At 43.8% G+C, this 25,047-nt stretch carries 29 protein-coding genes; 9 read left to right on the top strand and 20 right to left on the bottom strand.

Annotated features, from left to right (window positions below; translation table 11 throughout):
- The first annotated feature begins 140 nt into the window (after positions 1-140).
- Positions 141-1,655, top strand: a complete 1,515-nt coding sequence (locus LQ226_RS01195) for an HD domain-containing phosphohydrolase (RefSeq protein ID WP_354665931.1) — start codon at positions 141-143, stop codon at positions 1,653-1,655.
- Positions 1,656-1,692: 37 nt separating this feature from the next.
- Here LQ226_RS01195 and LQ226_RS01190 read toward each other — a convergent pair whose 3' ends face one another.
- Positions 1,693-1,953, bottom strand: a complete 261-nt coding sequence (locus tag LQ226_RS01190) for an alpha/beta-type small acid-soluble spore protein (RefSeq protein ID WP_231415951.1) — start codon at positions 1,951-1,953, stop codon at positions 1,693-1,695.
- Between the two features lie 145 nt (positions 1,954-2,098).
- On the opposite strand from LQ226_RS01190, the gene LQ226_RS01185 reads away from it, so the two are divergent.
- The gene (locus LQ226_RS01185) at positions 2,099-3,013 is read left to right on the top strand and encodes a S8 family peptidase (protein WP_231415949.1); all 915 of its coding nucleotides are present in this window, start codon (positions 2,099-2,101) and stop codon (positions 3,011-3,013) included.
- Positions 3,014-3,178: 165 nt separating this feature from the next.
- On the opposite strand, the gene LQ226_RS01180 is transcribed toward LQ226_RS01185, so the two are convergent.
- The 6 genes from LQ226_RS01180 to dapF form a co-directional block, all read right to left on the bottom strand.
- Positions 3,179-5,119, bottom strand: a complete 1,941-nt coding sequence (locus LQ226_RS01180) for an aconitate hydratase (protein ID WP_231415948.1) — start codon at positions 5,117-5,119, stop codon at positions 3,179-3,181.
- A 191-nt stretch (positions 5,120-5,310) separates the two neighbouring features.
- Positions 5,311-5,730 carry a hypothetical protein gene (locus LQ226_RS01175; protein ID WP_231415947.1) on the bottom strand — a complete coding sequence of 140 codons (420 nt, stop codon included), beginning with the start codon at positions 5,728-5,730 and terminating at the stop codon, positions 5,311-5,313.
- Between the two features lie 94 nt (positions 5,731-5,824).
- Positions 5,825-6,193 carry a hypothetical protein gene (locus tag LQ226_RS01170; protein WP_231415945.1) on the bottom strand — a complete coding sequence of 123 codons (369 nt, stop codon included), beginning with the start codon at positions 6,191-6,193 and terminating at the stop codon, positions 5,825-5,827.
- Between the two features lie 301 nt (positions 6,194-6,494).
- Positions 6,495-6,719 carry a DUF3892 domain-containing protein gene (locus tag LQ226_RS01165; protein WP_231415944.1) on the bottom strand — a complete coding sequence of 75 codons (225 nt, stop codon included), beginning with the start codon at positions 6,717-6,719 and terminating at the stop codon, positions 6,495-6,497.
- Between the two features lie 43 nt (positions 6,720-6,762).
- Positions 6,763-7,044, bottom strand: coding sequence for a hypothetical protein (locus LQ226_RS01160; RefSeq protein WP_231415942.1), 282 nt, complete (start codon positions 7,042-7,044; stop codon positions 6,763-6,765).
- Positions 7,045-7,146: 102 nt separating this feature from the next.
- Entirely contained in the window at positions 7,147-8,118 is a 972-nt protein-coding gene (gene dapF / locus LQ226_RS01155) for a diaminopimelate epimerase (RefSeq protein ID WP_231415940.1), read from the bottom strand.
- A gap of 252 nt (positions 8,119-8,370) precedes the next feature.
- Here dapF and ytzI point away from each other — a divergent pair, with 252 nt between their 5' ends.
- On the top strand, positions 8,371-8,532 hold the full coding sequence (gene ytzI / locus LQ226_RS01150; RefSeq protein ID WP_370635412.1) for a YtzI protein: 162 nt from the start codon (positions 8,371-8,373) through the stop codon (positions 8,530-8,532).
- A gap of 103 nt (positions 8,533-8,635) precedes the next feature.
- Positions 8,636-9,331, top strand: a complete 696-nt coding sequence (rpiA, locus tag LQ226_RS01145; protein ID WP_231415938.1) for a ribose 5-phosphate isomerase A — start codon at positions 8,636-8,638, stop codon at positions 9,329-9,331.
- A gap of 41 nt (positions 9,332-9,372) precedes the next feature.
- Here the strand turns inward: rpiA and LQ226_RS01140 are convergent, their stop codons facing one another.
- From LQ226_RS01140 to ggt, 5 genes are all read right to left on the bottom strand, one after another.
- Positions 9,373-9,795: an Hsp20/alpha crystallin family protein gene (locus LQ226_RS01140; RefSeq protein WP_231415937.1), complete on the bottom strand. Its 423-nt coding sequence runs from the start codon at positions 9,793-9,795 to the stop codon at positions 9,373-9,375.
- Positions 9,796-9,913: 118 nt separating this feature from the next.
- Entirely contained in the window at positions 9,914-10,573 is a 660-nt protein-coding gene (locus tag LQ226_RS01135; protein ID WP_231415936.1) for a DsbA family protein, read from the bottom strand.
- 177 nt (positions 10,574-10,750) lie between these two features.
- The gene (locus LQ226_RS01130) at positions 10,751-11,281 is read right to left on the bottom strand and encodes a chromate transporter (protein ID WP_231415935.1); all 531 of its coding nucleotides are present in this window, start codon (positions 11,279-11,281) and stop codon (positions 10,751-10,753) included.
- Positions 11,278-11,829, bottom strand: a complete 552-nt coding sequence (locus tag LQ226_RS01125; RefSeq protein WP_231415934.1) for a chromate transporter — start codon at positions 11,827-11,829, stop codon at positions 11,278-11,280. Before LQ226_RS01125 ends, LQ226_RS01130 begins: the two co-directional genes overlap by 4 nt.
- Before the next feature lie 501 nt (positions 11,830-12,330).
- Entirely contained in the window at positions 12,331-13,941 is a 1,611-nt protein-coding gene (gene ggt, locus LQ226_RS01120) for a gamma-glutamyltransferase (RefSeq protein WP_231415933.1), read from the bottom strand.
- A 212-nt stretch (positions 13,942-14,153) separates the two neighbouring features.
- Here ggt and LQ226_RS01115 point away from each other — a divergent pair, with 212 nt between their 5' ends.
- The 3 genes from LQ226_RS01115 (at position 14,154) to LQ226_RS01105 (ending at position 16,787) form a co-directional block, all read left to right on the top strand.
- The gene (locus LQ226_RS01115; RefSeq protein WP_231415932.1) at positions 14,154-14,669 is read left to right on the top strand and encodes a ribonuclease H-like YkuK family protein; all 516 of its coding nucleotides are present in this window, start codon (positions 14,154-14,156) and stop codon (positions 14,667-14,669) included.
- A gap of 371 nt (positions 14,670-15,040) precedes the next feature.
- Positions 15,041-15,556, top strand: coding sequence for a LiaF transmembrane domain-containing protein (locus LQ226_RS01110; protein ID WP_231415931.1), 516 nt, complete (start codon positions 15,041-15,043; stop codon positions 15,554-15,556).
- Positions 15,557-15,866: 310 nt separating this feature from the next.
- Positions 15,867-16,787, top strand: a complete 921-nt coding sequence (locus LQ226_RS01105; protein WP_231415930.1) for a DUF1002 domain-containing protein — start codon at positions 15,867-15,869, stop codon at positions 16,785-16,787.
- A 50-nt stretch (positions 16,788-16,837) separates the two neighbouring features.
- Here the strand turns inward: LQ226_RS01105 and LQ226_RS01100 are convergent, their stop codons facing one another.
- The 6 genes from LQ226_RS01100 to LQ226_RS01075 form a co-directional block, all read right to left on the bottom strand.
- Complete coding sequence (locus tag LQ226_RS01100) at positions 16,838-17,191, bottom strand: cupin domain-containing protein (protein WP_231415929.1); 354 nt, start codon at positions 17,189-17,191, stop codon at positions 16,838-16,840.
- A gap of 11 nt (positions 17,192-17,202) precedes the next feature.
- Positions 17,203-18,234 (bottom strand): serine hydrolase domain-containing protein, encoded by a 1,032-nt coding sequence (locus LQ226_RS01095; RefSeq protein ID WP_231415928.1) that lies wholly within the window; start codon positions 18,232-18,234, stop codon positions 17,203-17,205.
- 149 nt (positions 18,235-18,383) lie between these two features.
- The gene (locus tag LQ226_RS01090) at positions 18,384-19,394 is read right to left on the bottom strand and encodes a FecCD family ABC transporter permease (protein WP_231415927.1); all 1,011 of its coding nucleotides are present in this window, start codon (positions 19,392-19,394) and stop codon (positions 18,384-18,386) included.
- Positions 19,391-20,395: a FecCD family ABC transporter permease gene (locus LQ226_RS01085; protein WP_370635411.1), complete on the bottom strand. Its 1,005-nt coding sequence runs from the start codon at positions 20,393-20,395 to the stop codon at positions 19,391-19,393. Before LQ226_RS01085 ends, LQ226_RS01090 begins: the two co-directional genes overlap by 4 nt.
- Before the next feature lie 54 nt (positions 20,396-20,449).
- Positions 20,450-21,379: an iron-hydroxamate ABC transporter substrate-binding protein gene (locus LQ226_RS01080; RefSeq protein ID WP_231415926.1), complete on the bottom strand. Its 930-nt coding sequence runs from the start codon at positions 21,377-21,379 to the stop codon at positions 20,450-20,452.
- Positions 21,330-22,175 carry an ABC transporter ATP-binding protein gene (locus LQ226_RS01075; RefSeq protein WP_231415925.1) on the bottom strand — a complete coding sequence of 282 codons (846 nt, stop codon included), beginning with the start codon at positions 22,173-22,175 and terminating at the stop codon, positions 21,330-21,332. Before LQ226_RS01075 ends, LQ226_RS01080 begins: the two co-directional genes overlap by 50 nt.
- Before the next feature lie 135 nt (positions 22,176-22,310).
- Between LQ226_RS01075 and LQ226_RS01070 the strand changes: the two genes are divergently transcribed.
- Positions 22,311-23,357, top strand: coding sequence for an NAD(P)/FAD-dependent oxidoreductase (locus LQ226_RS01070; RefSeq protein ID WP_231415924.1), 1,047 nt, complete (start codon positions 22,311-22,313; stop codon positions 23,355-23,357).
- Positions 23,358-23,398: 41 nt separating this feature from the next.
- Positions 23,399-23,542: a hypothetical protein gene (locus tag LQ226_RS01065; RefSeq protein ID WP_231415923.1), complete on the top strand. Its 144-nt coding sequence runs from the start codon at positions 23,399-23,401 to the stop codon at positions 23,540-23,542.
- A gap of 471 nt (positions 23,543-24,013) precedes the next feature.
- Here the strand turns inward: LQ226_RS01065 and LQ226_RS01060 are convergent, their stop codons facing one another.
- Positions 24,014-24,631, bottom strand: a complete 618-nt coding sequence (locus LQ226_RS01060) for an NUDIX hydrolase (RefSeq protein WP_231415922.1) — start codon at positions 24,629-24,631, stop codon at positions 24,014-24,016.
- Between the two features lie 109 nt (positions 24,632-24,740).
- Complete coding sequence (locus LQ226_RS01055) at positions 24,741-25,040, bottom strand: hypothetical protein (protein WP_231415921.1); 300 nt, start codon at positions 25,038-25,040, stop codon at positions 24,741-24,743.
- Positions 25,041-25,047: the final 7 nt, after the last annotated feature.

Raw genomic sequence — 25,047 nt, 5'->3', positions numbered from 1 at the left:
ATACCTTTTATCAATATTTTTAAAACATCTTGAGTGTCTCGAATTAAAAATAAGGCGTTATCATATTTCTTCCTTTCTAAAGAGGAATCATTTGGTATAATAGGACTATCTACCCTGTATTCTGAGGAGGCTTCTTGCCGTTGTTTCAAACGTTTCAACGTAAAATGCTTATTAACTATATAATCGGTTCTTTCATCGCCGTATTTGGCGTCGGAAGTATGTTTATTTTTCATACATTACATTTATCCTCTGTAGAAATGGGATACTTGTTAATCATCATGACGGTGTCTGTAACCATCATGCTTTACAGTGAATTCTTACTCTACCACAAACATGCTACACCAATTAGGAAGGTGTTTTTTAAACAACAAAGAGCTACAGAAGCCGAGTTACAACTTGCTTACAGGACAGCTCACCGTTTTCCTGTTCTGACTGTCCAACGGATTCTAGGCCCGCATTTGTTAGGGTTTTCAGTACCTGCCTCTCTCCTGGCAATCGTGCTCATTATTTTAGGTGTTGTGAACCTGCCTCTTTATTACATTGGATTAGCCTGGTGCGGTGCCGTTTTGATTGCTTTAATGCACGCCATGATTGAATTTTTCTTAACCTATCGTTCGATTCGTCCGATCCTTCAATACTTAACAACAGAAAGTCAGAGAAACTACGGGATCACTCTAAGCATTGATCAAAGAAATCAACTCAGCATGCGCGCCAAACTTCTAGGTAGTGCCGTTTTCACGGCTTTGTTCCCTGTACTCTTGTTTGTATTAGCCTCTCAAATTCGTTTCGCAGAAAATGGGAATCAAATGCTTTCAAACTATTGGAGTTGGGCTTCTCTAATTGTGAGTGTAGTCTTGATTGTTTCATTAGCTGGCGCGATCTTATTATTTAAAAACATCCAACATCCTATAGAGGAGTTGCAAGAACGCTTTGACAACGTTTATCAAGGACACTTTGAATCCATGGAAAACTTATACGATGATGAGTTCTCGCACCTTGTAAACGGATTTAATCATATGGTAGCTGGCATTAAAGAACGAGATGAAAAAAATGACAAATTAATTGAAAGTTTCTTTACTGTTTTTGCTGCAACACTAGATGCCCGCGACCCTTATACAGCTGGACATTCTGAACGGGTTGCTGATTATTCAGTTCGTATAGCGAAACGGGCTGGTTTTTCCTCTGACCAAATAGAAATGTTACGTAAATCTGCTCTATTGCATGACATCGGAAAAATTGGTGTCCGAGACCACGTTCTTCTGAAGGAAGGAAAACTAACGGAGGAGGAATTTTCTAAAATCCAAGAACATCCTGTCATTGGGTATAACATATTACAGCAAGTCGGCTTGCCTAAAGACCTTCTCCCTGTCTTGCCGGGCGTGCGGTCCCACCATGAACGATTTGATGGAAAAGGCTATCCGGACCAACTCTCCGGTGAGAACATTCCTGTATTCGGACGGTTAATGGCTGTCGCTGATGCGTATGACGCGATGACTTCCGACCGCCCTTATCGTAAAGGAATGCCTGAAGAGAAAGCACTGACCATTATCGAAGAAGGTAGCGGAACCCAGTGGGACCCCTATTTTGCTTCTCTTTTCTTAGAAGAAATGAATTCTTCTGTATCTATAAGGGAAATAGCCGCTTCAAAAGATTAGCTCGCAGTGTCGTCTGCGAGCTTTTTTTGGTATGTGCTTATTTCTTGTGTTGATCATTGATTTGTTGTTGAGCCATCTTAACTAGCTCACGGACCATTTTACCACCCATGTTCCCCCCAACTTTCCCTGCTTCCTTAGACGTTAAATCCCCATTGTACCCTTTCTTGAGAGGGACGCCTTGTTCTTTTGCTACTTCGAATTTTGCCTCTTCAGGATTGTTGGAATGAGAGAGCTTGGCTTTTAAAGCATCAAGACCCTGTCTTGCTTCTGGTACTAATAACTTATTTCGTCGAGCCATTGTTTTAACCTCCTTTCTCATTTGGTATGCCTCTATCTTCCCCTCTTATGTATAGGAACAGTTCCCACTTTCATTGAAAATGATTAGGCACATCTTCATTCCTTTTGAATGTAATACAGTAGAACCAACATGAAGGGGAATGAATATGTCTAAAATGAGGCTCATACCGTTTACAATGCAGGAAGTATTACAAAGAAACGAAGAAGCGCCCCGAGGCGTGGAGATGATTGGCGCTCAGACACTGTGGGAGGAAGGCTACGAAGGAGACGGGTCTGTAATAGCGGTGATTGACTCAGGGTGCCAGATCGACCACCCTGATTTAGAGGCTTCCATTATCGACTGGCACAATTTCACAAGTGGGAGTCGTAGAGATGTGACAGATGAGAATGGTCATGGAACCCACGTAGCTGGTACCATTGCCGCTTCCCTCAATGAATACGGGGTGGCTGGTGTTGCTCCTAAATCCAAACTGCTTATATTAAAAGCATTTGATCAAAACGGAGAAACGTCTTATCAAACCATTATTCAAGCCATTCAGTATGCGACCAAGTGGCGCGGACCACGAGGAGAACGAGTCCGAATTATATCCATGTCGTTCGGAGGAAAAAGAGACTATTCCTTGCTACACAAATCGATTCAGCGGGCTGTTCAACAAGACATCCTCGTGGTGTGTGCTGCAGGAAATGAGGGGGATGGCAATGCCAGAACCACAGAACGCATGTATCCAGGTTTTTATAAAGAAGTTGTCCAGGTGGGGGCTGTTAATTATGAAGGCCAGATGGCTGATTTCACCAATACCAATGATGAAATCGACCTTGTTGCGCCTGGTGTAGACATCTTATCCACTTACCCTGGAAATCAATACGCGCGACTTTCAGGAACTTCTATGGCAACGCCTCACGTAGCGGGCGCTGCAGCGCTACTTCTTGAAAAAGGGAATAAAGAATTCGAACGGACCCTTACTGAGCCGGAACTCTTCGCTTTAGTTGTTAAACACACACGGGATCTTGGTCTGTCTAAAAGCACCGAGGGGAATGGTTTAATTGATTTAAGAGGGTAAGAGAGCGACTCTTTCTTACTAAAAAATCAGCCCAGGTTCCATTTCCCGGGCAATCTTTCGACAAGAAAATGTGTATGTTCACTAATGAAGTCGAACCGTTGATCTTTCTACTCTGGTTCAGCACCATAAAAAAGTCAGCTCCTGAATGGAGCTGACTTTTGATCGTTAGGCTTTTTCTTTTGTCCAGTTAATCAGACCGCCTTTTAACATCATATCGACTTGACGATAGGATAAAGTGTGACGGAGCTTCACGGTTTGATCTTTTCCTTTAATGGTAGCTGTAAGGTCTTGACCATTTTGCAAGGCGTCGCGCAGACCATTAAATTGAATCACATCACCTTGCTCTAATTTCTCAGCCTCTTCGCTTTCTGAGAAGGTTAGTGGAAGTACGCCAAAGTTCACAAGGTTTTGCCAGTGAATGCGCGCAAAGTCTTGAACAATTGCTACTCTTAAACCAAGGTAACGAGGGGCGAGTGCAGCGTGTTCACGGCTAGATCCTTGCCCGTAGTTATAGCCGCCGACGATGGCGTGGCCTCCTTTTTCTTTCGTATCCATGGCACGGTCATAATACGTATCATCGACAATTTCGAAAGTAAACTTACTGATCTCTGGCAGATTACTTCGATATGGCAATACGCGCGCGCCTCCTGCTAAGATTTCATCCGTTGAGATGTTATCTCCCATCTTAAGCAAAATAGGGAGTTCAAGCTGGTCTGGCAATTCATCCATTTCTGGTATGGAGGCAATGTTTGGTCCTTTAACGAGCTCAACTGATTTTGCCTCGTCTTCTGGTAATGGATATTCAAGTAAACTTGTATCCACAGTTGGTTGCGCTGGCTCCTCAACCTTCGGATACTCTCCTAGGTCGAGAGGGTCTACGATCTTTCCGTAAAGCGCTGAAGCCGCAGCTGTTTCTGGACTACATAAGAATACGCTGTCTTCTTTCGTACCAGAACGCCCTGGGAAGTTACGCGGTGTCGTACGAAGACTGTTTCGCCCTGTAGCCGGTGCTTGTCCCATACCAATACATCCGTTACAACCCGCTTGGTGCAAGCGACCGCCACTTGATAAGAGACTTGCGATATGATTATCCTTCACAAGGTCTTGAAGCATTTGGCGAGATGTGGGGTTAAGGTCGAATGATACGCCTTGAGCGATCGATTTCCCCTTCACGATCTCAGCAGCAATTGCGAAATCACGATAACCCGGGTTGGCTGAGGAACCGATATAGGATTGATAAATCGGCTCTCCTGCTACTTCACGAACCGGTACAACATTTCCTGGACTAGACGGTTTCGCAATTAACGGTTCAAGTTCTGAAAGGTTAATGGTTTCGTGCAGATCATATTCGGCATCGTTATCCGCGATAAGTTCTTTCCAGTCCTCTTCTCGTTCTTGTCGTTTTAAGTAATTCTTCACCACTTCGTCTGATGGGAATACAGTTCCCGTTGCTCCGAGTTCAGCTCCCATATTTGCGATAACGTGGCGGTCCATAGCAGATAACTCTTTCAAACCTGGTCCATAATATTCAATCACTTTGCCAACTCCACCTTTTACATCATGACGGCGCAGCATTTCAAGAATAACATCTTTGGCACTGACCCAATCAGGCAGTTCTCCTTTAACATAAACACCCCATACCTCAGGCATTTTTACGTAAAATGGCTCACCGGCAATCGCCATAGCTACATCAATTCCGCCTGCTCCCATCGCAAGCATTCCCATACAGCCATTCGCACACGTATGACTGTCTGATCCGAGCAGTGTTTGCCCTGGTTTAGCCAGACGTTGCATATGAACAGGGTGACTCACTCCATTTCCGGGTCTGCTGAAATGAAGCCCAAAACGCTGTGCAGCGCTTTCTAGAAATAGGTGGTCATCTGGGTTCTTACTGTCTTCTTGAATTAAGTTATGATCCACATATTGAGCAGAAGCTTCCGTTTTGCGGTAATCAAGTCCCATGGCTTCTAACTCAAGCATAACCATTGTTCCTGTTGCATCCTGTGTAAGAGTTTGGTCAATCTTAAGTCCGATTTCTTCGCCGGGTGTCATTTCACCCTTTACAAGATGGTCCTGAATTAATTTTTGGGTTACATTGTATCCCATCGTTGGCCTCCTTCGTTTACTTGTCCCTATTCTTCTAAATTTTCTATTTACTCTTTACCCCGTAATCGGAAGCATCAATCTAAACATTCTCTAAAAATTAACAAAACCTCCACTTTACTGGCATATTTTTTGTTCATATCTTAAAAATTCCAACAAAAAAAAGCTCCCCTACTGGGAGCTTTTTATTATCGTTATGATTCCGTCATTTGCTGTGGTTCTCGTACAATATCATTCATCAGAGAATCCAGAAAGTCCGTCATAAAAGCAGGAGAATTTCTCTTAATCTGCTCTCCAATATCGACTACATCAATTCCTTCGATTTGATGAACTTCATGGAGGAAACTTCTCAAGCCATCAACTGTCGGAACGCTTAGAGCGTATTGTACAATGTCTTCGATAAGCTGACTCCGAAATGCGTGGCGTTCTAAATGATCTCCTATGGACTGATGAAGAAGTTGAAGGTGCTCTAGCGTTAAAGGCACCACTTTTTGGTCTTCCCCTTTTCCTACGGCAATTTGATAATCCCCGTTAAAAGAGAAGGTAATATGTAAGGAGTTATGGATCGAATCCGTATAATCCTCAAATACTCTCATAAATGCTTCTAAATGCATATCTTACCCACCTTTTCTTCCTTAAGCGCCTAGTCCATGACCGCCTTTCACCTTAATAGCACACAAAAAACTGCTTCCACCCGAAAGCAGCTTCTTAATTGTTGTACCATTTGACTTTTTGACGCAATACCTCAAGTACAATTTCATCAAACAACGTCCACCAAACATGCATGCCGCTGCTTTCTGGATGGAGTGCCTGGAAGTATTTCGATCCGCGTATTAATACAACGTTTGAGTTGGCTTTTGCCTTCTTCCAGAATTGCCACTCCTTTAAGATCCATGACCACACTTCTTCCTCATCCTGTTTCCAGTCAAAGCGCATTAATTCGTAAAGCCCCTCTGCCTTCATTGGGTCCCAATTCTTTACTTTAGGCTCTTTCAGCCCATTATGCCTTTCAGCGTAATCTACGAGTTCTTCATCAAATCTTGCACTCAACATTTGAATAAAAGAAATCCGCTCCATCTATGTCACCCACTTTCGATGTCCTTGCTATTTGAACCATTACCCCAACAGGATATTCACCCAAACAATTATCCCTATTTTAACTGATAATAAAACCTATTACCAAAAAAAGCAACCCCCCGCAAAAAATCCCATCCCTACGGCCCCAAAGGCTTTATCACGTTAACGCACTACACGGTGTCAGACACCCTTTCGTGCTCTAAAGCACTGACGGGTGTCTGACACGCTATCTTACTTTACTACATTAAAGTGAGCGAATATAAGAAACCCTCTGGCTGATAGGCCAGAGGGTTTGGGTTCTTTAGAATAATGGTAAGTTGGCTAAGTTATTCGTTGGGTCTCCGTCTGGTTCGCTTCGCAGATGTTCTTCGTTGTCCTTACCACGAATAAGGTTCACATGTTCAATTTGACCATCTCGCGCCATTTGTTGCGCTTCTTTATAGCCTACAACTTGTCCTGATGATAATTTCATCTCTACGATTGAACCTTCGTTATTCTTTCGGACTGCTACGATTTTTTCACTCATCTACATCGCCTCCTACTTCTAGTATGAGGCAATTCACGCTCGATTATGAGTCTTTAACGAATGGAGATTTCTCTTCTGCAGGGATAAATTTGGTAAAATAAGCACCTAATAGAATAAAAATCAGCGTAAGCGTCCAGCTCACGATCCCTAGCTTGTCCATGTGAGCCGCCACCAAATTGACTAACGCGGTAGCATACAAACTAATCGAAGACAAATAACTCTTAAATCCACCGATTTTTCCATATTTCCTTTTCCGTCTAATTGCTCGGAAAATCGTAATAACAATACTGACAATGAGGGCTATCCATAATAAAGTTGTGATCATAACAACGCTCCATATATTCATAATTTCACTTTCATTTTAGCACGATGCATCTGTTCCTTGTATGAAAAAGCCTCCACCAATGCGGGGGAGGGCCATTTCAAATTATAGAGTAATCTGTTCTTGTGCGTAGGATTGCATTTTTGCATAGGCGTGATTTTCCATCTCAAATAACGTTCGGTCTTTCATTTCTTTAACCTCGCCTGAAGCTACATCGAGTTGTACGGTTGACTGATAGACGTATGTTGCATTTCCACGCAGTTTAATTACATAATCATCTCCGTCTTTTAAAGCCGTACAAATCACGAATCCACCTCGATTAAAGACAAAGATCTCTTCATTCAACTGATTCATCTCTACAATAACCGTTGTAAGTGCTGAAGCTGACATGGCTGTGCCACATGCGTTGGTCAGTCCTACACCACGCTCATACGTACGAACAAAAATCTTCTGGTCTCCTAATGGCTGGACGTAGCTTACATTCACACCATTTGGGAGCAACTCTTTATCCTGATTCGCAACTTTCCCTAACCAAGATAAGTTCTCATCATGTATTTCAGGTACCACCGTAATTAAGTGTGGATTCGGTACACTTAACGCTGTAAATGTCAGATCCTTAGACAATACAGGGATCGGTTGTTCTATGTGAATTTGATGCGCTGATTTCAGCGGAAGAGATGCTGCATCGAATGAGACCGGTTCAATGTTAACCTCAAAGGAAGGAATATCTTCATACATTTCTTCTTTCTTCACAACAGGTAAGTTTGCTTCAGGGGTTTCAATCACAACCTCATCTTTCCCCAGTTTCTCGGTTACGTAACGCGCCACACAACGTAGACCGTTCCCGCACATTTCCGCTTCTGATCCGTCTGGATTAAACATTCGCATCTGTGCTTCCGCCACATCGCTCGGTAGGACGAACAATATTCCATCCGCTCCCACAATGCTGTTACGGTCACAAAGAGATTTCGCAATGGCGACCCTGTCCTCCTCTGAAAAAGCGTAAGCTCCAGTCATTTCATCTATTAACACAAAATCATTGTTCGACCCATGACACTTTAAAATTTCAATATTCACTCCAAAACACTCCTTCACAGTTAACTACATTACCCTTTATTTTCACCCACTCATAGCTAATTTTCAAGAGATACCTCCCGCTCAACACCATTCTATCACACGTTAAAGCGATGAAGGGTGTCAGACACCCGTCTGTTCTTTAACGCACGAAAGAGTGTCTGGCACGAAAAGGAGATTCCGTTCGTATGGTTGGTGTGGTACAATGGAAGTGCTTTCATCGTGTATGAGATTTTATGTAAGGAGGTCATGTCGGTGGTAGGAGTTATTGTTGTCTGCCTGATTATCATGATCGCTGTATTAGCTCTCACAATGGCCACAATTTCAGCTGGCTATAACCATAAAGAAACGGTCGATCCTTTGCCGGACAATCCATACGAAGATCATACCAATCAAGACACAACGCACAATACTTGATTATCACTGCCTCCTTATCCCTAAAATGGAGGCTTTTTTATTATATATATGGGCATGAAACCGAACGTTTCAGGGAAAACCACCTGCAAAGGAGGCGTCCCCAATGACTTGGAAAAATCCACTCGCAAACAACCTTCAATGGTCAAGTGACATATCCAATAAAGAAGCAAAACAAAAAGTAGCCACTCGTCTAGCCGAACGCGTAAAAGACGGAGATATTATTGGCGTTGGATCAGGCTCTACCGCTTTTCTTGCCATCCAATCGATTGCCAAGAAAATAAAGGAAGAAAATTTGAAGATACTAGCTATTCCAACCTCACATGAGGTCGCCCTAACGTGCAGTATCCTCGGCATACCAACTACTTCTCTTGCTTCTGCAAAACCAGATTGGGCATTCGACGGAGCTGACGAAGTAGATCCTCACAACCACCTTATTAAAGGGCGAGGCGGAGCGATGTTCCATGAGAAGCTTGTGATTGCTAGCAGCAATGAAACCTATATTCTTGTGGATCATTCAAAATTCGTTGAAAAGTTAGGATCGAAACATCCTGTGCCTCTTGAAGTAGACCCAAGAGCCGTACACTTAGTTGAAACCTGTCTTGAGTCTTTCGAGGTGTCATCCGTTGACCTGCGCATGGCACAGTCTAAAGATGGCCCCGTTCTAACTGAGGCAGGTCATATCATTTTAGACGTTCGCTTTAATCATATTGAACCAGGACTAGAAAAAGAGCTTTCTTCCATCCCCGGTGTCATTGAATCTGGTTTATTTCAAGGGTATAACATCAATCTTATGTCCTGAGGACAAAAAAGCGCTTTGCTCGCAGCAAAGCGCTTTTTCCTTTACTCTATTTCAATTTTTCTGCCTCTTCTTTTTGGAAACGAAACCTCGAGTACACCATCTTTGTGTTTGGCTTTCATATCCCTGACGATAATATTTTCCGGAAGAGCGATTGTTCTTTCAAAGTGTGATTTAGATTGTCTGAAATACCCTGTTGTGGATTCTTTGATGGATTCACTTTGATCTACAACAATACGCAAACTTTGGTCATATAATTCAATATCAATATCCTCTTTTCTGACACCCGGCAGCTCAACCCACACTGTAAAAGCTTTCTTTGTATCATCTACTCTTACCCCAGATCCCCGTTGAAACGAATCGGTGAAGAAATCATCAATCGCTTCTAAAAAAGATCGATTGGGGTTAATCTGAAATAAATCGTCGAACATGCTTTTCCCACGAGTCGGTTTATTTGATTGACTCATATCCAAACTCCTCCCTACAAGACTTCTATGCTTTAGCCTATGCAGGAAAGGAAAAAGTGACTAGACACTTGCCCCAGATTATAAAAAAGAGCACCTTTTTTAAGGTGCTCCGCTATCCTTATTCATTTGCTGCTTCATCTACAGCTTGTTCTAATTCTTCAAAAGTAGCGCCTTCAAAGACTTCACCGTCTACAACAATCGTAGGGGTTTGATGAACATTTAGATCAGAGGCCAATTCACGGTCAGTAGATACCGCATCTTCCCCTGCTCCATCCTGATATGCTGAAACAACCTGTTCGACTTTCTCTTCATCATCTACGACCGAACTCAAAGCTTCTTCAAGATATTGATCTGTAAAGATGCCAGCCTCTTGAATACGCTCGCCCATAATATACTCGTGATACTCTACAAATGTTTCAGATCCTAATTCCTGAAACACCGCTTCACCGAAGCGAGCAGCCTTATTAGAGTCTCCGATTATCGGTAGGTTCACTAAATAGAGCTTCGCTTTTCCGCTATCAATAAGCTTCTGCTTGATTTCAGGAATAGCTACCTCCTGGTAATCTTGACAGTGGGGGCATAAATAATCGTAAAACTCTATCATCGAAACGGGAGCATCTTCCTCCCCAATAAATGGTTGATCTTCATAAGAAATAGCGCCTCCTGAGCCACCATCCATTTGTCGATCAACAATCACAATGATAATGACGGCAGCTGCGATAATACCGATCATCCAATAAATCCAAGCGTTGCTACTTTTTTGTTTGGTTTTCGCCATGTTTTATCACCCTTCTTAGTCTCACATATATCTCAATCTATGTATTTTGTTCTAGTAGGCTCGAAGCTATTATAGGAACACTTTTATAAAAGAGTCAAGATATCGTACTTCCCCATAAAAGTTTAAAAGAAGCGCGTCCCTTTCATTCACTCTTCTTTTCAACAATTGTGTGACATTTCATCCCATAAAGAGTGCTCCGTATAGAAGCGATCCAGCAATGACAAAAGCCGGATGAACGTTCAACCTTTCAAGCAACACATAACTAGCTGAGATTAAAAAGATCGTATGGAACGTCCCTCCTCCTTGAAAGGAGGTAACGAAGAAATTAAACGCGATCACACCTAAAAGCACCGCAATCGTCGGACGTACGTAGAGTGTCATTCGCTTCACTTTCGGAGAATCTTTGTATTTATACAACAACCCTAACAACGCAATCATTAAAATAAGGGAAGGAGCCACAGCTGCAAATACACCTACAGTCGCACCAAGCACTCCACCTACTTCAAAACCGATATATCCAGCCATCTTTGTTGCGATTGGTCCAGGCAACGCATTCCCCATCGCAAGAACTTCACTGAATTCATTAACCGTTAACCAGCCATAACGACCCACCACTTCATTTTCAACAAGTGGAATCGATGCAGGCCCCCCTCCATATCCCAGTACTCCTGGAATAAAGAAAGCTAAGAAAATCTGCCAGTAGATCATGATGCGTCCCCCTCTTTCTTGTCTTTTCTAAAGATCGCAAGGATCAGGAGACCCGCAATAATAATACCAGGATGAACACCAAGAGCTTCCATCAACAAGCCCGTCACTAGTGCCATCAGAAGCGTAGCTATCCAACCAAGACCACTCTTCGATTTCTTTAAAAACTGCCACGTTAATACGGCTAACATAACTCCGACCACCGGCACAACCGCCTCTGTCATCCCTTGCACCCACGCCTGATCTTTTACAGATGAGAGCGAAGTTAACAGAATAATCATCAAAATAATGGTTGGGACCATAACGGCAAAGGTTGCGTTCAACATTCCCCGAATGCCTTGCACACGATAGCCAATATAACCAGCTAACTTTGTAGCCACCGGTCCAGGAAGTGTATTTGCAAGAGCCAGCAGATCAGAGAACTCATCCTCATTCATCCACTTATACTTGTCCACTACTTCTTTATGCACAAGCGGAATCGAAGCCGGGCCACCGCCGTATCCTAATATACCTACTCGAAAAAATGCTAGAAAAATATGTACTGCTTTCATAGCGTGATCCTTTCTATGTGTAATCTTCCTTTCGAATGTTAGAGAGGTTTCCGTTAACTTTAATTTAGGTTAAGGTGGCCCTGGAAATCACTCGCTTTCCGCGGGCGAGCTGTCGAGCCTCCTCGGGCAAAGTTCATGCCCTGCGGGGTCTCGTCGACCTCTTACTCCCGCAGGAGTCTCGCAATTTCCAGGGCCACCTTTGCCGTATGGAGAGGAACGGAAACACGCAATAATTCGGAAGTAAAGGCTAAAAAAATGCGCTTGTTCGAAGTCCGTTCACCACCTTTTGGCGGGGCATACTCGGGGACAGCGAGACTCCCGCGGGGTAAGGAGCCTAGGGGAGACCCCGCAGAGAGCATAGCGAACGAGGAGACTCCCCAGCTCCCCGCAGGAAAGCGAGTTGTCCCCGAGTATGCCCAATCTTTTTTATAGTAACGGACTAACCCCATCATAAACAAACTAAAAAAACAAAAGAAGAGGCAACTTTGCCTCTTCTCTATTTTACCAGGCTGAGATGGTTCCGTCAGTCCTTGCTTCAGTACCGCCTTGCAAGATGCCTGTATCAGGGTTTCGCCAAATGATCTGCCCCCGACCAAATCCAGCTCCATCAAGGGCGACTTTAATGTTGTGCCCTTTTCTAGCCAGGATTTGAGCGATGGCATTCGGGAATTGGGGCTCAACCATGACTGTCTTTCCTTCCATCCACTGCCAGCGCGGGGCATCTAGAGCTGCCTGGGGGTTGAGGTGGAAGTCTATGGTATTCATGACCACCTGCAGATGACCCTGGGGCTGCATAAAGCCTCCCATCACGCCAAATGGTCCGACTGGCTCGTCTCCTTTTGTCAGGAAGCCTGGGATAATGGTGTGATACGTCCGTTTGCCTCCTTGAAGGGCATTATCATGTTCTGGGTCCATAGAGAAGTTATGACCACGGTTTTGAAGGGCAATCCCTGTTCCAGGTACAACTAAACCTGACCCAAATCCCATGTAGTTACTCTGAATAAAGGATACCATATTTCCTTCGTTGTCCGCTGTTGCCAGATATACGGTTCCCCCTTTAGGAGGCGTTCCTGCTTCAGGCATGATGGCTTCTTCACCAATTAGCTTGCGGCGCTCATCTGCATACGCTTTTGACAAAAGGTCTTCTACGGATACAGACATTTCACCCTCTTCTGTCACGTACTTTTGTGTATCCACAAACGCAAGCTTCATGGCCTCAATCATTTTATGATACGTCTCCGGTGATTCTTTCTCAGTGAGATCGTAATCCTCTAGTGTACGAAGGGCCATAAGCGCTGCCAGCCCCTGGCCGTTTGGCGGGATCTCCCATACATCGTAACCGCGGTAATTTACTTTAATTGGATCGACCCACTCAGGTTTGAAACTTTCAAGATCTTCTTTTCTTAAAAAACCACCGTACTCTTTTGAGAAAGCATCCATCTTTTCAGCTAGCTCCCCGTGGTAGAAGCTTTCAGCCTGTGTTTCAGCAATGGAGCGTAGCGTTTCCGCGTGTCCTTTAGATTTCCACAATTCACCGATCTCAGGAGCTCTTCCATCTGGAGCAAAGGTGTCGAACCAGTATGTAAATTCTTCATCTGTTAGCGTTTCTTTAAATTTCTTATAGGCCCCTTGCCAGAACTTCCCTAACACCGGTGAGATCGGAAAACCTTTTTCCGCATACTGAATGGCCGGTTCTAATACATCTTTAAACGGCAATTTACCAAATCGCTTTGAAAGCTCTGCCCAACCAGCTGGGACGCCTGGAACGGTTACAGGTACAAAACCAAATGGAGGAATCTCCTCATAGCCCTTCCCTTTAACAGCCTCAATCGATATCCCTTTTGGCGCTGGTCCGCTTGCGTTTAACCCGTGCAATTCCCCTTTGGTCCATACAAGAGCAAAGGCATCTCCCCCAATTCCATTTGAAGTGGGTTCAACGACTGTTAAGCAAGCCGCAGTGGCAATGGCAGCATCAATTGCATTACCACCTTGTTTCATAATATCTAACCCAGCCTGTGATGCGAGTGGCTGAGACGTAGCTACCATTCCATTTTGAGCAAATGTTGTCATACGTTGTGAAACGTATGGATAGTGATTGTAATCGGTTGTCATCGTAAATCCACCTTCCCCATGCTAATAACAATTCTGCCTTCATTATAAAGACTCTTCTGACAATTTTCTATTGTTTTAGACAAATTAATTAGACAACCGAAATAATTTATAAAGGATAATTGTGTTACAGATTCTTTTTCAAGCACATGTCCCTGAAAATTCGAATATACTGTAAATAGCACCGACAAATCTGAATTTGAGGTGAATTGATTATGGAATACTCCACCTTTTACAATCAGTCCAAACAACATATGTCGATCGAAGACGTTCTTCAATCTATCGAATCCTTTATCGCACAAGACCCCGCGAATCAGTACCGCTTATCGATTGGTACCGACTCCCACGTTCACAAAAGCCACACCCGCTTCATTACGGCGATTCACATCCATCGGATCGGCAAAGGGGCCTGGGGAGCTCTTAGAAACCACACGGTAACAAGAAAGATTATGAGTTTAAAAGAAAAGATCTCCATTGAGACATGGCTGAGTCAGGAGATTGCTTTCCACTTCACGCCTGAATACTTAGCGGGTCTCGGACAACTCTTAGCTCCATATGAAAAAGAAGGCGCATCTCTTCAATTTGAAATCCATCTTGATATCGGCACAAAAGGACGTAGTAAAGATTTGATTAAAGATATGACAGAACGGATTGATGCGATGGGGATTGATGTGAAAATTAAGCCAGATTCCTATGCCGCATCAAGCTACGCCAATCGTTATACCAAATAAATGAGTTCTATATAAGCTTCCTTATATAGAAGTAGAGATATTAAGCTGGAAGGGACCGTTGCATTTGATGAGTGGATGGGGGTGTTCTGTGACAACTCGCTTTCCGCGGCGAGCTGGGAAGCCTCCTCGTTCGCTTTCGCTCTCTGTGGGGTCTTCCCTAGGCTCCTATTGCCGCAGGAGTCTCGCCGTCCCCGAACACCCCCTGCCATTAAAAAGATAAACGGTCCTGTTTTCTTAGCAGGAGAATTCATATCTCCCAAGATGGCACGAACCAAGAGGCTCACCAGCCCCTCATAGGAAAATGAGTAATTTTCTAGCTTTGTCACTCTATAAATCGATTACAAACACTTCTCGTTAAAGGAGAGAAAACGATGAGAGCTACTGGTACGAATACGATTACGGGATTGATATTTGTCATAACGGGGATTGTTATTCTTCTTGCTAACCTTGGTATTATACCGATCCCAAGTACGGCTGAGGCTTGGCCGGCTTTTATTTTGCTCCCTGCAGTGGGTTTTCACGTTGGGTTTTTCTTGTCGGGACGGAAGAGTGAGTTAGCCGGGCTTCTTGTTCCTGGTGGTATTTTGTTGATCATTAGTCTATTGTTCTTCTTTGAAACAGCTACGGGATTTGCTTATTCTGCTTATACGTGGCCCGTTTACCTCCTTGCTCCTGCTTTTGGGTTATTTGAACTCTGGTATTTTGGCAAGCGTGAGAAAGGATTGCTGATTCCTGTTAGTATCCTGACTGGGATTGCGGTCTTTTCCTGGGGGGAAATGGTCGCTTCTGCAGTCGGTCGATTATGGCCTGTGATCTTTATCCTAATTGGATTGTACCTTCTGTTTGGACAGAGGAGTAAAAAGAAGAATGATAAAAAAAGCATGTAGCCGTTAGAGCTACATGCTTTTTCCAATTCTATTCAACTCGAATCTTTGCTTCACCGTTTAAATATCTGGGGTAGGAGCTCACTTCAAATGTTAACGGGGATTCGTAGTCTTGTTGTTTGATACTAAATACATATTGAAGCCCCCACTAGCACTAAACATGGAAAGCCCTATTCCCAAATCAATCAATAAGAAGGATTTTCCACCCTTTTTGTCGTAATGAGCATATATCTTCTGATTCTAACATGAAGATAGAAGCGTAGATTGAAAGGGTATAGACAATACAGCATGGAAAGAAAAGGTGTGTGAAACTATGAAACGGATACTATTCTTCGTTGTAGCCATTTTTCTACTGAGTTCTACCGTGATCAACACGGTTCAGGCATCACCGAACGGCGGAAAAGGAATAAACGAAAAGTTAGGCGTTCCTATTGTCGTGTACGGAGAAACATTAACAGATGAGCAGGAAGAAGAAGTCAGAAACCAATTAAATGTAGAGAACCGTGACGCTGTTGATGAATACAGCGTGAATGGGCAGGATATTGCGAACTATATTGGAGGTAATCCAAACTCGAGGATGTATTCTTCCGTCAAAATTACCCCTGAAGAAGAAGGGTCGGGGTTAAATGTAAACATCATTACACCAGATAACATTACGCAAGTGACGAAAGAAATGTATAAAAACGCCCTCCTAACGGCCGGGGTAACGGATGCGACTGTTGACGTCGCCTCTCCTGTTCAGGTGAGCGGTCATTCTGCGTTGACTGGTATTTATAAGGCTTATGATGTTAATGGTGCGAAACTCGATTCAGATCGAATGAAAGTGGCAAGTGAGGAGCTCGATGTAGCAACTAAACTCGCAGAAGAAGCGGGGATCGATAAAGAGAAAGTTAGCCAGCTTATCTCTGAAATTAAGAAAGAGATTGCTAAACAAAACCCTGTAACAAGAGAGGAAGTTGAGCAGATTGTCAAAGACCAGCTCGATTCTCTAAACATCAACTTGAATCCTCAAGATGTGGAACGACTCACCAATCTGTTTGATCAAATCCGTAAACTCAATATTAACTTCGATGACGTCCAGAAGCAGTTAGAAGACATTGCAGCAAGTGCCAAGGATCTCTTAAACGATGAAGGATTCTGGAATAGCATCGCTTCGTTCTTCGAAAGAATCTTAACGGCGATTAGTGAATTGATTCAATCGTTATTGAATGCAATTAGGAGTATCTTCGCATAAACGACAAAAGGACGCTTATAAGGCGTCCTTTTTTCTTTATGCTCTCATAATCATGACGGACTTGCCATCCAATCAGGTGTAACGCCGTCCCCTTCAATAACAATAGCCGTAAGCCCTTTTTCAGAACGGGTTTCATGTTTCTCTCCTTTATTCCAAAACACCGCTTCTCCTTCTGAGATCGAAATGAATTCCCGCTCTTCCCCGCAGACGGTCCCTTCCCCTTTCACGACGAGAAGAAGTTGATTGACAACAGCGGGGTGATAGCCAATGCTTCCCCCAACCTGTAAGTACATACAAGTGATATGTGTCTTCTCCTCGGTTATTGCAATTTTCGACATAATAAAGTCGGATCCAAATTCCGTAATTGGATTTCCGACTCGTTCATCAAATCGAAACCATTCCATACCATCTCCCCTTAATCATCAATGAGGGTATCCTCTACTGCCTTCATCACATCATAAGCATCATCACTCCGATTAGACGGGACAGCAAGGGTAATTCTTTTGTTTGGGTAAAAAGCAGAATGGAAACTCACACCAGGATCATAACCCATAACATGGTATTTGTACGTTTGATTCTCTCTTTTATGAATCCATAAGCCGTATCCATAATAGACGCCTTCCCTCACTTCCACATGAGGAGTCAGCATCGTCTCTAACGTTTCTTCGCTGCATAAAGCCCCACTTAAAAGGGCTTCCCACATTTTCCCCATGTCAGGAGCTGTCACATATGCGCCTCCATCGGCTCCGCCCACGACCGGAATTGAGTACTGATTCGTTTTCCAGGAACCATCATCTAATTCTACATATCCGTAAGCTACATTGCTTGGCAGTTGATCTAGCGCAAAGTAGCCAGAAGAATCCATACCAGCTGGTTTAAACACATTTTGAACAATATAATCCCGGAACTTCATACCGGTCTTTGCTTCTATTATGAGCCCTAATAAGATAAATCCTGCATTGTTGTAATGAAAGTCATCGCCAGGTTGAAATTTCATTCTTCCTTTTTCAAACAGTGGTAAGAAATCTTCTAAATTTCGAAGGCAATACATAGGCGTCGTTTTCCATAATGCTTCAAAGTCATCCATTTCATCCTCATCAAAATAATCCGCAACACCGGAAGTATGGGTAAGAAGATGATGAATGGTAACCCCTTCATCAAAGTACGGGAATGTGACATCCACGGAGTCGCTTAGCTTTGAATAAAAGGAGATCAAGCCTTGGTCTACGAGCTGGCAAATCGCAATGGCTGTAAACAGCTTACAACCAGAGGCAATGCGAAAGCGAGTCTCGATTGTATTCTTCCTTTCTTCCGAACGATCCGCATCCCCTCCCGCTGCCTCAAAAAGAACCTCATCCCCTTGCTTAATATAAATCGATCCAGAGAAGTGATTTCGTATCATAAGATCCTCAAGAGTTTGTCGAATTTCCACTGCTGATTGATTCATATCGATTCACCTCATTTTTTACAATTTTCTACAAAACAATCCTCTCTATATGTTCAAGATTAAGAAAGGATATCCTTCATGTTTAGAAAGGAATTGGGAATAAATTCACAAACTGGACAAAAAAAGCAGCCTAAAAAGGCTGCTTTTTCTTATGTCTTTTTGATTAACAGATAAATAAAGTAAGGGGCGCCAATGAGCGCTGTCATAATACCTGCAGGAATCCCTTCTGGGTCTAATACATTCCGTCCAATGGTATCTGCGATTAATAAGAGAAGCCCCCCTAACAGAATCGATACTGGAATGTAAGCTTCTGCTCGTTTACCTACGAGAGCTTTTGCCAGGTGAGGAGCCAGAAGTCCGATAAAGGCAATTCCGCCCGTTACAGAAACGGAGGCAGCTGCTAACGCAACGGCTGTGATGAGGAGGGTGACGCGTTCTTTCTCAATCGACACCCCTGCCCCAATGGCCACTGGTTCACTTAAGCTCAGCAGATTCATGCGACTCGCTTTATAAATGGTATAAGGAATGAGCACCAAAAGCCATGGTAATATCGCCAGCACAAAGGAAAAGTCCGTCCCCCATATATTGCCTGCTAACCAGTTTGCAATAAAGTCAACTTTCTTCCTCTCAGCAGAAGAAATCAGAATAATCATGGCTCCTGATAAAGCCATCGCGAAGCCAATCCCAACGAGGACGAGACGGACAGGCTGAAATCCTACGTTTTTCTGATAAGAGAAAAGATAAATAAGGGCTGACGTCACAATTGCACCGATAAAACCGACTAAAGGTATCATGTACACAAATGTCCCCACCTGTAAGGGGAAATACAAAAAGTATACAGCAATGCCTAGGCCAGCACCTGCATTAATACCAATAATACCAGGGTCAGCTAAGTCATTTTGCGTAATGCTTTGTAAAATAGCCCCTGATAAGGCCAACGCCATACCAGCTAGAACGGTAATCGCAATTCTCGGCAGGCGCACAGAAAAGATGACAAACGACTCCTTAAAGGTTCCTCCCCCCATAAAAGTAGGCAGGATACGATCAAAGGAAACCGAAGAATATCCAAGACCTGTGGCTATAAAGGCGGTCACGAACACGGAAATGATAAGAAAAAGCAAAGTCAATCGTTGTTTGCGTATTTGTTTTGGATGAATCATGAGAACGTGCGACCTCCTTTCTTTACAATCACTAAGAAGAAAGGCAGTCCAAGTAGTGCAATAATAGCTGCTACTGGGGTTTCATAAGGAGCGTTGATCGTCCGTCCTGCCGTGTCAGCAATGAGCATAAAAGCGGACCCAACAAAGATGGACATTGGAAGGATTAACCGGTAATCCGTCCCGACCATCGCTCTCACCATATGCGGAATCATCAACCCAATAAAGACCATATTCCCTACTAAAGCAACAGCGGCCCCAGCCAATATGACGACAACAGCAAAGAGAGCGAGCTTAATAAACGTTACTTTCTGACCTAATCCGACAGCGAGTTCTTCGTTTAAACTAAGAATGGTGAGTTGTTTCGATAAGACGAGAGCCACAACAACCCCGAGGATGATAAATGGAATAATAAATTGCAACTGACTCCACGAAGTTCCCATCAGCCCCCCGGCTGTCCACATTGTAATATCTTTTGAAACGTGAAAATATAAGCCAATAAATTCTCCGATCGCTGTTAAAAAGGCTGAAACAGCTGCTCCTGCTAAAACGATTCGAAAAGGAGAGAATCCCCCTCTTTTCATCGAGCCGATCCCCATCACGAGACCTGCCCCAATCGCAGCCCCCATAAAGCACGCGACGGTAATCCATATGTAATTGGCACCTGGAATAAGGGCAAGCGCAATTGCTAAGGCCATATTGGCGCCTGAAGTTAAGCCTAAAAGCCCAGGGTCTGCAAGAGGATTCTTCGTTAAACCTTGCATAATAGCCCCTGATACAGCAAGCGCTGCACCTACTGCAATAGCACCTACTTCACGAGGGATACGAATTTCAGATAATAAAAGTGTGGCTTCATTTTCAACATTTGTCGTAAACGTCAACAAAATATCATGAAACGTAAGATCCGCTGCCCCAAGGCGCAGAGCGAGTATAAAGGAGAGACCACAAAGGGCAATCCCCGTAATGAGTTGAATAGGAAAGGATTGTTTTTTCATTGTCATCATCTTTCTTATGTAGATTGTAAAAAAAGAGGATCAGGGGATGATCCTCTCTTCCTATTATTCTCCTAAAAAGGCTTCTTTAAAGTAATCTAGCTGATAATCTAGTGTGTTAGGGTCGTTGAAATAGAACGCTTTAGCATCAACTTCAAATACTTGATCGTTCTTTACAGCAGGAATATTTTGATACGTTTTCGTTTCCTGGAACGAGTTATCTTGTTCACTGTTCTTACTAAAGATCATATAGTCCCCAGCATATTCAGGAAGAACTTCAGGCGAAATCGCATAGTAACCTGGTTCAAGCGCCATTTCTTTCACTTTCTCAGGCATTTTCAGTCCCATTGCCTGATAGAGAATCTCCGTACCTCGTCCCCAGTTATCACCGAACACATAGATTTGCTTATCGAATTTCTCAATGACTGAAACGGTAGCATCTTCACCAATCTTGTCTTTGATTTTCTCTCCTGTTTCTTGAGCACGTTTCTCAAAGTCTTCTACCCAATCGCGTGCTTTTTCTTCTTTATTTACAAGCTTTCCGATCTCAATATGCTGCTCTAGATAATCAGCTTTCCCATACGTATAGGTTACAGTTGGGGCAATTTCTTTTAACTTATCAATATTCTTCGTAGTCGATAATCCAATAATAAGATCAGGATCCATTTCGATAATCTTCTCCAGGTTATCAGCCGTTACAGCCTCTACCCCTTCAAGCTCTTCCTGGAATCGTGGATTGTTCTTCGACCAAGAATCAACACCAACCAAATTCACATCAAGGTTAATCAAGTTCCCAGCAAATGAGGATAAGACGATGACACGCTCAGGATTTTTCGGAACCTCAACAGGCCCATTTTCAGATTGGTATGTAAACGTCCCTGAACCTGCCTCCTCATTATTCGTTTCACTTTCCTCTGTGTTTCCTCCAGCACTATTTGAGCAAGCACTAAGAACAAGCGCCAGCATAAGAAGCAGCGTGAGTTGAATCTTCTTCATTTTGTTGTTCTCCCTTCCATAAGTTATAAGTTATACACATTGGTTTATGTGTTCTTGGATCCTTCCCAATCTCGGCATCAATATGAAATACGTCTCTTAAGACATCTCGCTGTATGACCTCTTCAGGACTCCCAGCTTTCACAATCTCCCCGTCCTTCATGGCTACAATATAATCAGCGAAACGAGCCGCTTGATTCAAGTCATGGAGGACCATAACAATGGTACGTCCTTCTTCCTGATTAAGCTTTTGTAATAGTTCAAGCACCTCAAGCTGATGAGCCATGTCAAGATAAGTCGTTGGTTCATCGAGAAAAATCATATCCGTTTCCTGCGCGAGTGACATCGCAATCCAAACCCGTTGCCGCTGCCCACCGGATAATGAATCGACCGCCTGGTATTTAAACGGTGTGGTCCCCGTCACTTCAAGAGCCCATTCAATCATTTCCATGTCCCGCTTATTCAAACGACCGAACCCTTTCTGATAAGGGAAACGACCATAAGAAACGAGTTCACCTACTGTTAACCCGCTAGCTCCTTCAGGATTTTGAGGCAATATCGCGAGCTTACGAGCCAGTTCTTTCGTATTTTGGCGTGCAATGCTTTCCCCGTCGATCATAATTGAGCCAGACTGATGAGAAAGGATGCGCGTCATCGCTTTTAGAAGTGTCGACTTCCCGCAACCGTTTGACCCAATAATTGTGGTCACTTGCTGATCGGGAATCTCTACATCTAAATCCTTTACAATTGTCTTTTCTCCGTATCCCACATTCACGTTTTCCGTATAGAGGCGAGTCATATGTACCCTCCTAATTTTCAAAATGTGCACATTTTGAGTTGATAACGATTATCATTACCAGTACAATGTAACTATAATGGGAATGAGAATCGATGTCAACTAGAACTTTATTCTGTTAAAAAGAGGAGTGGCACTATGCAAAACGCGGAATGTTTTGACGTTACGATTATTGGTGGTGGACCCGCTGGGCTCTATTCCGCCTTCTACAGCGGCTTACGTGAATTGAAAACCAAGATCATTGAATTTCAGCCTCAGCTTGGAGGCAAGGTTCATGTCTATCCTGAGAAAATTGTATGGGATGTTGGAGGATTGCTCCCTACTCCTGGTGAGAAACTTATTGAGAATCTAGTCAAACAAGGTCTTTCATTTGACCCAGAGGTTGTATTAGGAGAAAAGGTAGAATCGATACATAAAAATGAAGACGGTCTATTCGAACTAACCGTTTCTTCTGGTGCTATTCATTTGTCCAAAACGGTCATTGTAGCCGTAGGCAGTGGCATTTTAAAACCTCAAAAGCTTCAGATCGAAGGGGCCGAGCGTTTTGAAGTCTCAAACCTTCACTACACTATTCAGTCGTTAAAAGAATTTAAAGATAAAACGGTCCTCATATCAGGAGGCGGAAACTCTGCTATTGATTGGGCGAACGAATTGACCCCTATTGCTAAGAAAGTCTTCGTCTCTTATCGAAAAGGGGAACTAAAAGGCCACGAAGCCCAAGTGTCCCAACTACTTGAAAGCGACGCTACCTGCTTGTTTCATACTGAAATCACAAAGCTTTGTACACAGGATGGGCACCACATTGAAACCGTCGAACTTCTCGATCATAAAAGCGGAGAGTCATATGCGGTTCCTGTAGATGAAGTCCTCATCAATCATGGATTTGACCAAGATGCTTCTCTCCTTGACCACAGCCAGGTCGGAGTTGAACGAACCAATCATTATTACATTGCAGGAAACGAAAATAGTGAATCATCTGTCCCGGGGTTGTACGCCGCTGGTGACATTTTAGCTCACGACGGCAAGCTCAATCTCATTGCCGGAGCGTTTCAAGATGCCGCCAATGCAGTCAATAAAGCAAAGCAATATATTGAACCTGATGCAACAGCTAAGGGAATGGTGTCGTCTCATAATGCGGTCTTTAAAGAAAAGAATAAGGAAATTGTGGAGAGTCTTGTGCGGTAGCTTTTTTGGGAGAGGTGTGTTTAGAGGGGGATGGCATGGAGATGGTAGTAGCTCGAGTTTCAGGCGTTCTGGCTCTTGTTGCTAGGCGGGCGGCGGCTCAAGTTCGGGCGTTCTGGCTCAAGTTCTTGCTGCTAGCCGGGCGGTGGCTCAAGTTCGGTCGTTCTGACTCAAGTTCTAGCTGGTAGCCGGGCGGCGGCTCAAGTTTAGGTTGTACTGACTCAAAGACAGGGGCTACTGGCTCCACTTTTTACGATAGTGGCTCATGAACGTTTTTTAACAGCTCATGTTTGCTGTTACTGGCTCAAGTTCGTGGAGTACGGCTCATAATGAGGATTTCTGGCTCAAGTCCCGGGCGTTCTGGCTCAAGCTCTAGCTGCTAGCCGGGCGGCGGCTCAAGTTTAGGTTGTACTGACTCAAAGATAGGGGCTACTGGCTCCACTTTTTACGATAGTGGCTCATGAACGTTTTTTGACAGCTCATGTTTGCTGTTACTGGCTCAAGTTCGTGGAGTACGGCTCATAATGAGGATTTCTGGCTCAAGCCCCGAGCGTTACGGCTCAAGTTCCACCTGCTTCGCCCCCATCGGCTGACTCAGGTTCAACCCCCCAGCCGCTACCCAGCTTTACACATAAAAAGACCCGGCATGTAGCCAGGTCCTAGCGAATCATATGAACAAACGAGCGCAAGACGCGGGCGGTTAACCCCCATATTACATGGTCGTTGTACTGATAGAAATATTCCTCGTACTTCCGAGCTTGCCATTCATAGTCTTCCCCGTTAGAAATAAGGTGGTACGGGAAATCACTTTCTGGCTTGATCTCCATTTGGACATAATGAACACTCGGATCATTTTCTAGGAAAAACTCAAGAGGAACGGTGAAGATTTCCGCCACTTCATCTGGATTCGGTTGAAGCTCTTTCTCATCACAGTGAAGCAAACCAGCGTAGGCTTCAATTTTCATCCCAAACGGGGAGATCATTTGCCCCAATGAGTATACATCCGTCATGGTCCCTGGGCGAACGCCAAGTTCTTCTGAAGCTTCACGGACCGCTGTGTGCTTCGGCCCCCGATCGTTCTGATCCATTTTTCCACCTGGGAAACACACCTCTCCAGGCTGTCGCCTCATCGTGTGGGAACGAACTTCAAACAACAGGTGGAGTTCGCCTTCTTTTTCAATAATCGGGAGAAATAGGGAGTATTTTTTCATAGCCTCTTCTCCAAGGATGCCAGGGGTGTGTTGGTCCAGCTTCTGTCTGATGCTTTTCTGATTCATGGATTCACCCCTTTCTTTTCTTTCTACTATATCAGTTTTTCATGTAAAACCCTTGATCGGTGATTGAAAGCTGCCAAAAAAGGCGAAAGCCTATTTCGGCTTTCACCCTTTAGATAGCGAGGACCACCATAAAGGCTACCGCTATTAACCCAAGTGTCGTGCCGGTCACTTTTTTACCGCCATTCCCGCGGAAAAAGCTTGCTACTAACACGAAATATACGACCGTAGCAACGACTATCGAGATCAATCCTTCAACGATATAATGCATTTTGTAATGGGAATAGTAGGCCAGAAAATAAAGAATCCACGATAGGATCCCAACCCCACCAATTATGTATAGAAATGAGCGATCTTTCATCGTATTCACGTCCTTATCCAGTCTCTTCTTTACTCTCGTTATTGTACCCATTTTCCTC

The organism is Pontibacillus sp. HN14, assembly GCF_021129245.1.
Lineage (GTDB): Bacteria > Bacillota > Bacilli > Bacillales > BH030062 > Pontibacillus.
This window is presented reverse-complemented; position numbering and strand designations above follow the sequence as displayed.

Coding starts and splice junctions, on each gene's coding strand:
- LQ226_RS01190 (WP_231415951.1), bottom strand. CDS start 1,953: ATGGCTCGACGAAATAAGTTATTAGTACCAGAAGCAAGACAGGGTCTT.
- LQ226_RS01185 (WP_231415949.1), top strand. CDS start 2,099: ATGTCTAAAATGAGGCTCATACCGTTTACAATGCAGGAAGTATTACAA.
- LQ226_RS01180 (WP_231415948.1), bottom strand. CDS start 5,119: ATGGGATACAATGTAACCCAAAAATTAATTCAGGACCATCTTGTAAAG.
- LQ226_RS01175 (WP_231415947.1), bottom strand. CDS start 5,730: ATGCATTTAGAAGCATTTATGAGAGTATTTGAGGATTATACGGATTCG.
- LQ226_RS01170 (WP_231415945.1), bottom strand. CDS start 6,193: ATGGAGCGGATTTCTTTTATTCAAATGTTGAGTGCAAGATTTGATGAA.
- LQ226_RS01165 (WP_231415944.1), bottom strand. CDS start 6,719: ATGAGTGAAAAAATCGTAGCAGTCCGAAAGAATAACGAAGGTTCAATC.
- LQ226_RS01160 (WP_231415942.1), bottom strand. CDS start 7,044: ATGATCACAACTTTATTATGGATAGCCCTCATTGTCAGTATTGTTATT.
- rpiA (WP_231415938.1), top strand. CDS start 8,636: ATGACTTGGAAAAATCCACTCGCAAACAACCTTCAATGGTCAAGTGAC.
- LQ226_RS01140 (WP_231415937.1), bottom strand. CDS start 9,795: ATGAGTCAATCAAATAAACCGACTCGTGGGAAAAGCATGTTCGACGAT.
- LQ226_RS01135 (WP_231415936.1), bottom strand. CDS start 10,573: ATGGCGAAAACCAAACAAAAAAGTAGCAACGCTTGGATTTATTGGATG.
- LQ226_RS01130 (WP_231415935.1), bottom strand. CDS start 11,281: ATGATCTACTGGCAGATTTTCTTAGCTTTCTTTATTCCAGGAGTACTG.
- LQ226_RS01125 (WP_231415934.1), bottom strand. CDS start 11,829: ATGAAAGCAGTACATATTTTTCTAGCATTTTTTCGAGTAGGTATATTA.
- ggt (WP_231415933.1), bottom strand. CDS start 13,941: ATGACAACCGATTACAATCACTATCCATACGTTTCACAACGTATGACA.
- LQ226_RS01115 (WP_231415932.1), top strand. CDS start 14,154: ATGGAATACTCCACCTTTTACAATCAGTCCAAACAACATATGTCGATC.
- LQ226_RS01110 (WP_231415931.1), top strand. CDS start 15,041: ATGAGAGCTACTGGTACGAATACGATTACGGGATTGATATTTGTCATA.
- LQ226_RS01105 (WP_231415930.1), top strand. CDS start 15,867: ATGAAACGGATACTATTCTTCGTTGTAGCCATTTTTCTACTGAGTTCT.
- LQ226_RS01100 (WP_231415929.1), bottom strand. CDS start 17,191: ATGGAATGGTTTCGATTTGATGAACGAGTCGGAAATCCAATTACGGAA.
- LQ226_RS01095 (WP_231415928.1), bottom strand. CDS start 18,234: ATGAATCAATCAGCAGTGGAAATTCGACAAACTCTTGAGGATCTTATG.
- LQ226_RS01090 (WP_231415927.1), bottom strand. CDS start 19,394: ATGATTCATCCAAAACAAATACGCAAACAACGATTGACTTTGCTTTTT.
- LQ226_RS01085 (WP_370635411.1), bottom strand. CDS start 20,395: ATGATGACAATGAAAAAACAATCCTTTCCTATTCAACTCATTACGGGG.
- LQ226_RS01080 (WP_231415926.1), bottom strand. CDS start 21,379: ATGAAGAAGATTCAACTCACGCTGCTTCTTATGCTGGCGCTTGTTCTT.
- LQ226_RS01075 (WP_231415925.1), bottom strand. CDS start 22,175: ATGACTCGCCTCTATACGGAAAACGTGAATGTGGGATACGGAGAAAAG.
- LQ226_RS01070 (WP_231415924.1), top strand. CDS start 22,311: ATGCAAAACGCGGAATGTTTTGACGTTACGATTATTGGTGGTGGACCC.
- LQ226_RS01065 (WP_231415923.1), top strand. CDS start 23,399: ATGGTAGTAGCTCGAGTTTCAGGCGTTCTGGCTCTTGTTGCTAGGCGG.
- LQ226_RS01060 (WP_231415922.1), bottom strand. CDS start 24,631: ATGAATCAGAAAAGCATCAGACAGAAGCTGGACCAACACACCCCTGGC.
- LQ226_RS01055 (WP_231415921.1), bottom strand. CDS start 25,040: ATGGGTACAATAACGAGAGTAAAGAAGAGACTGGATAAGGACGTGAAT.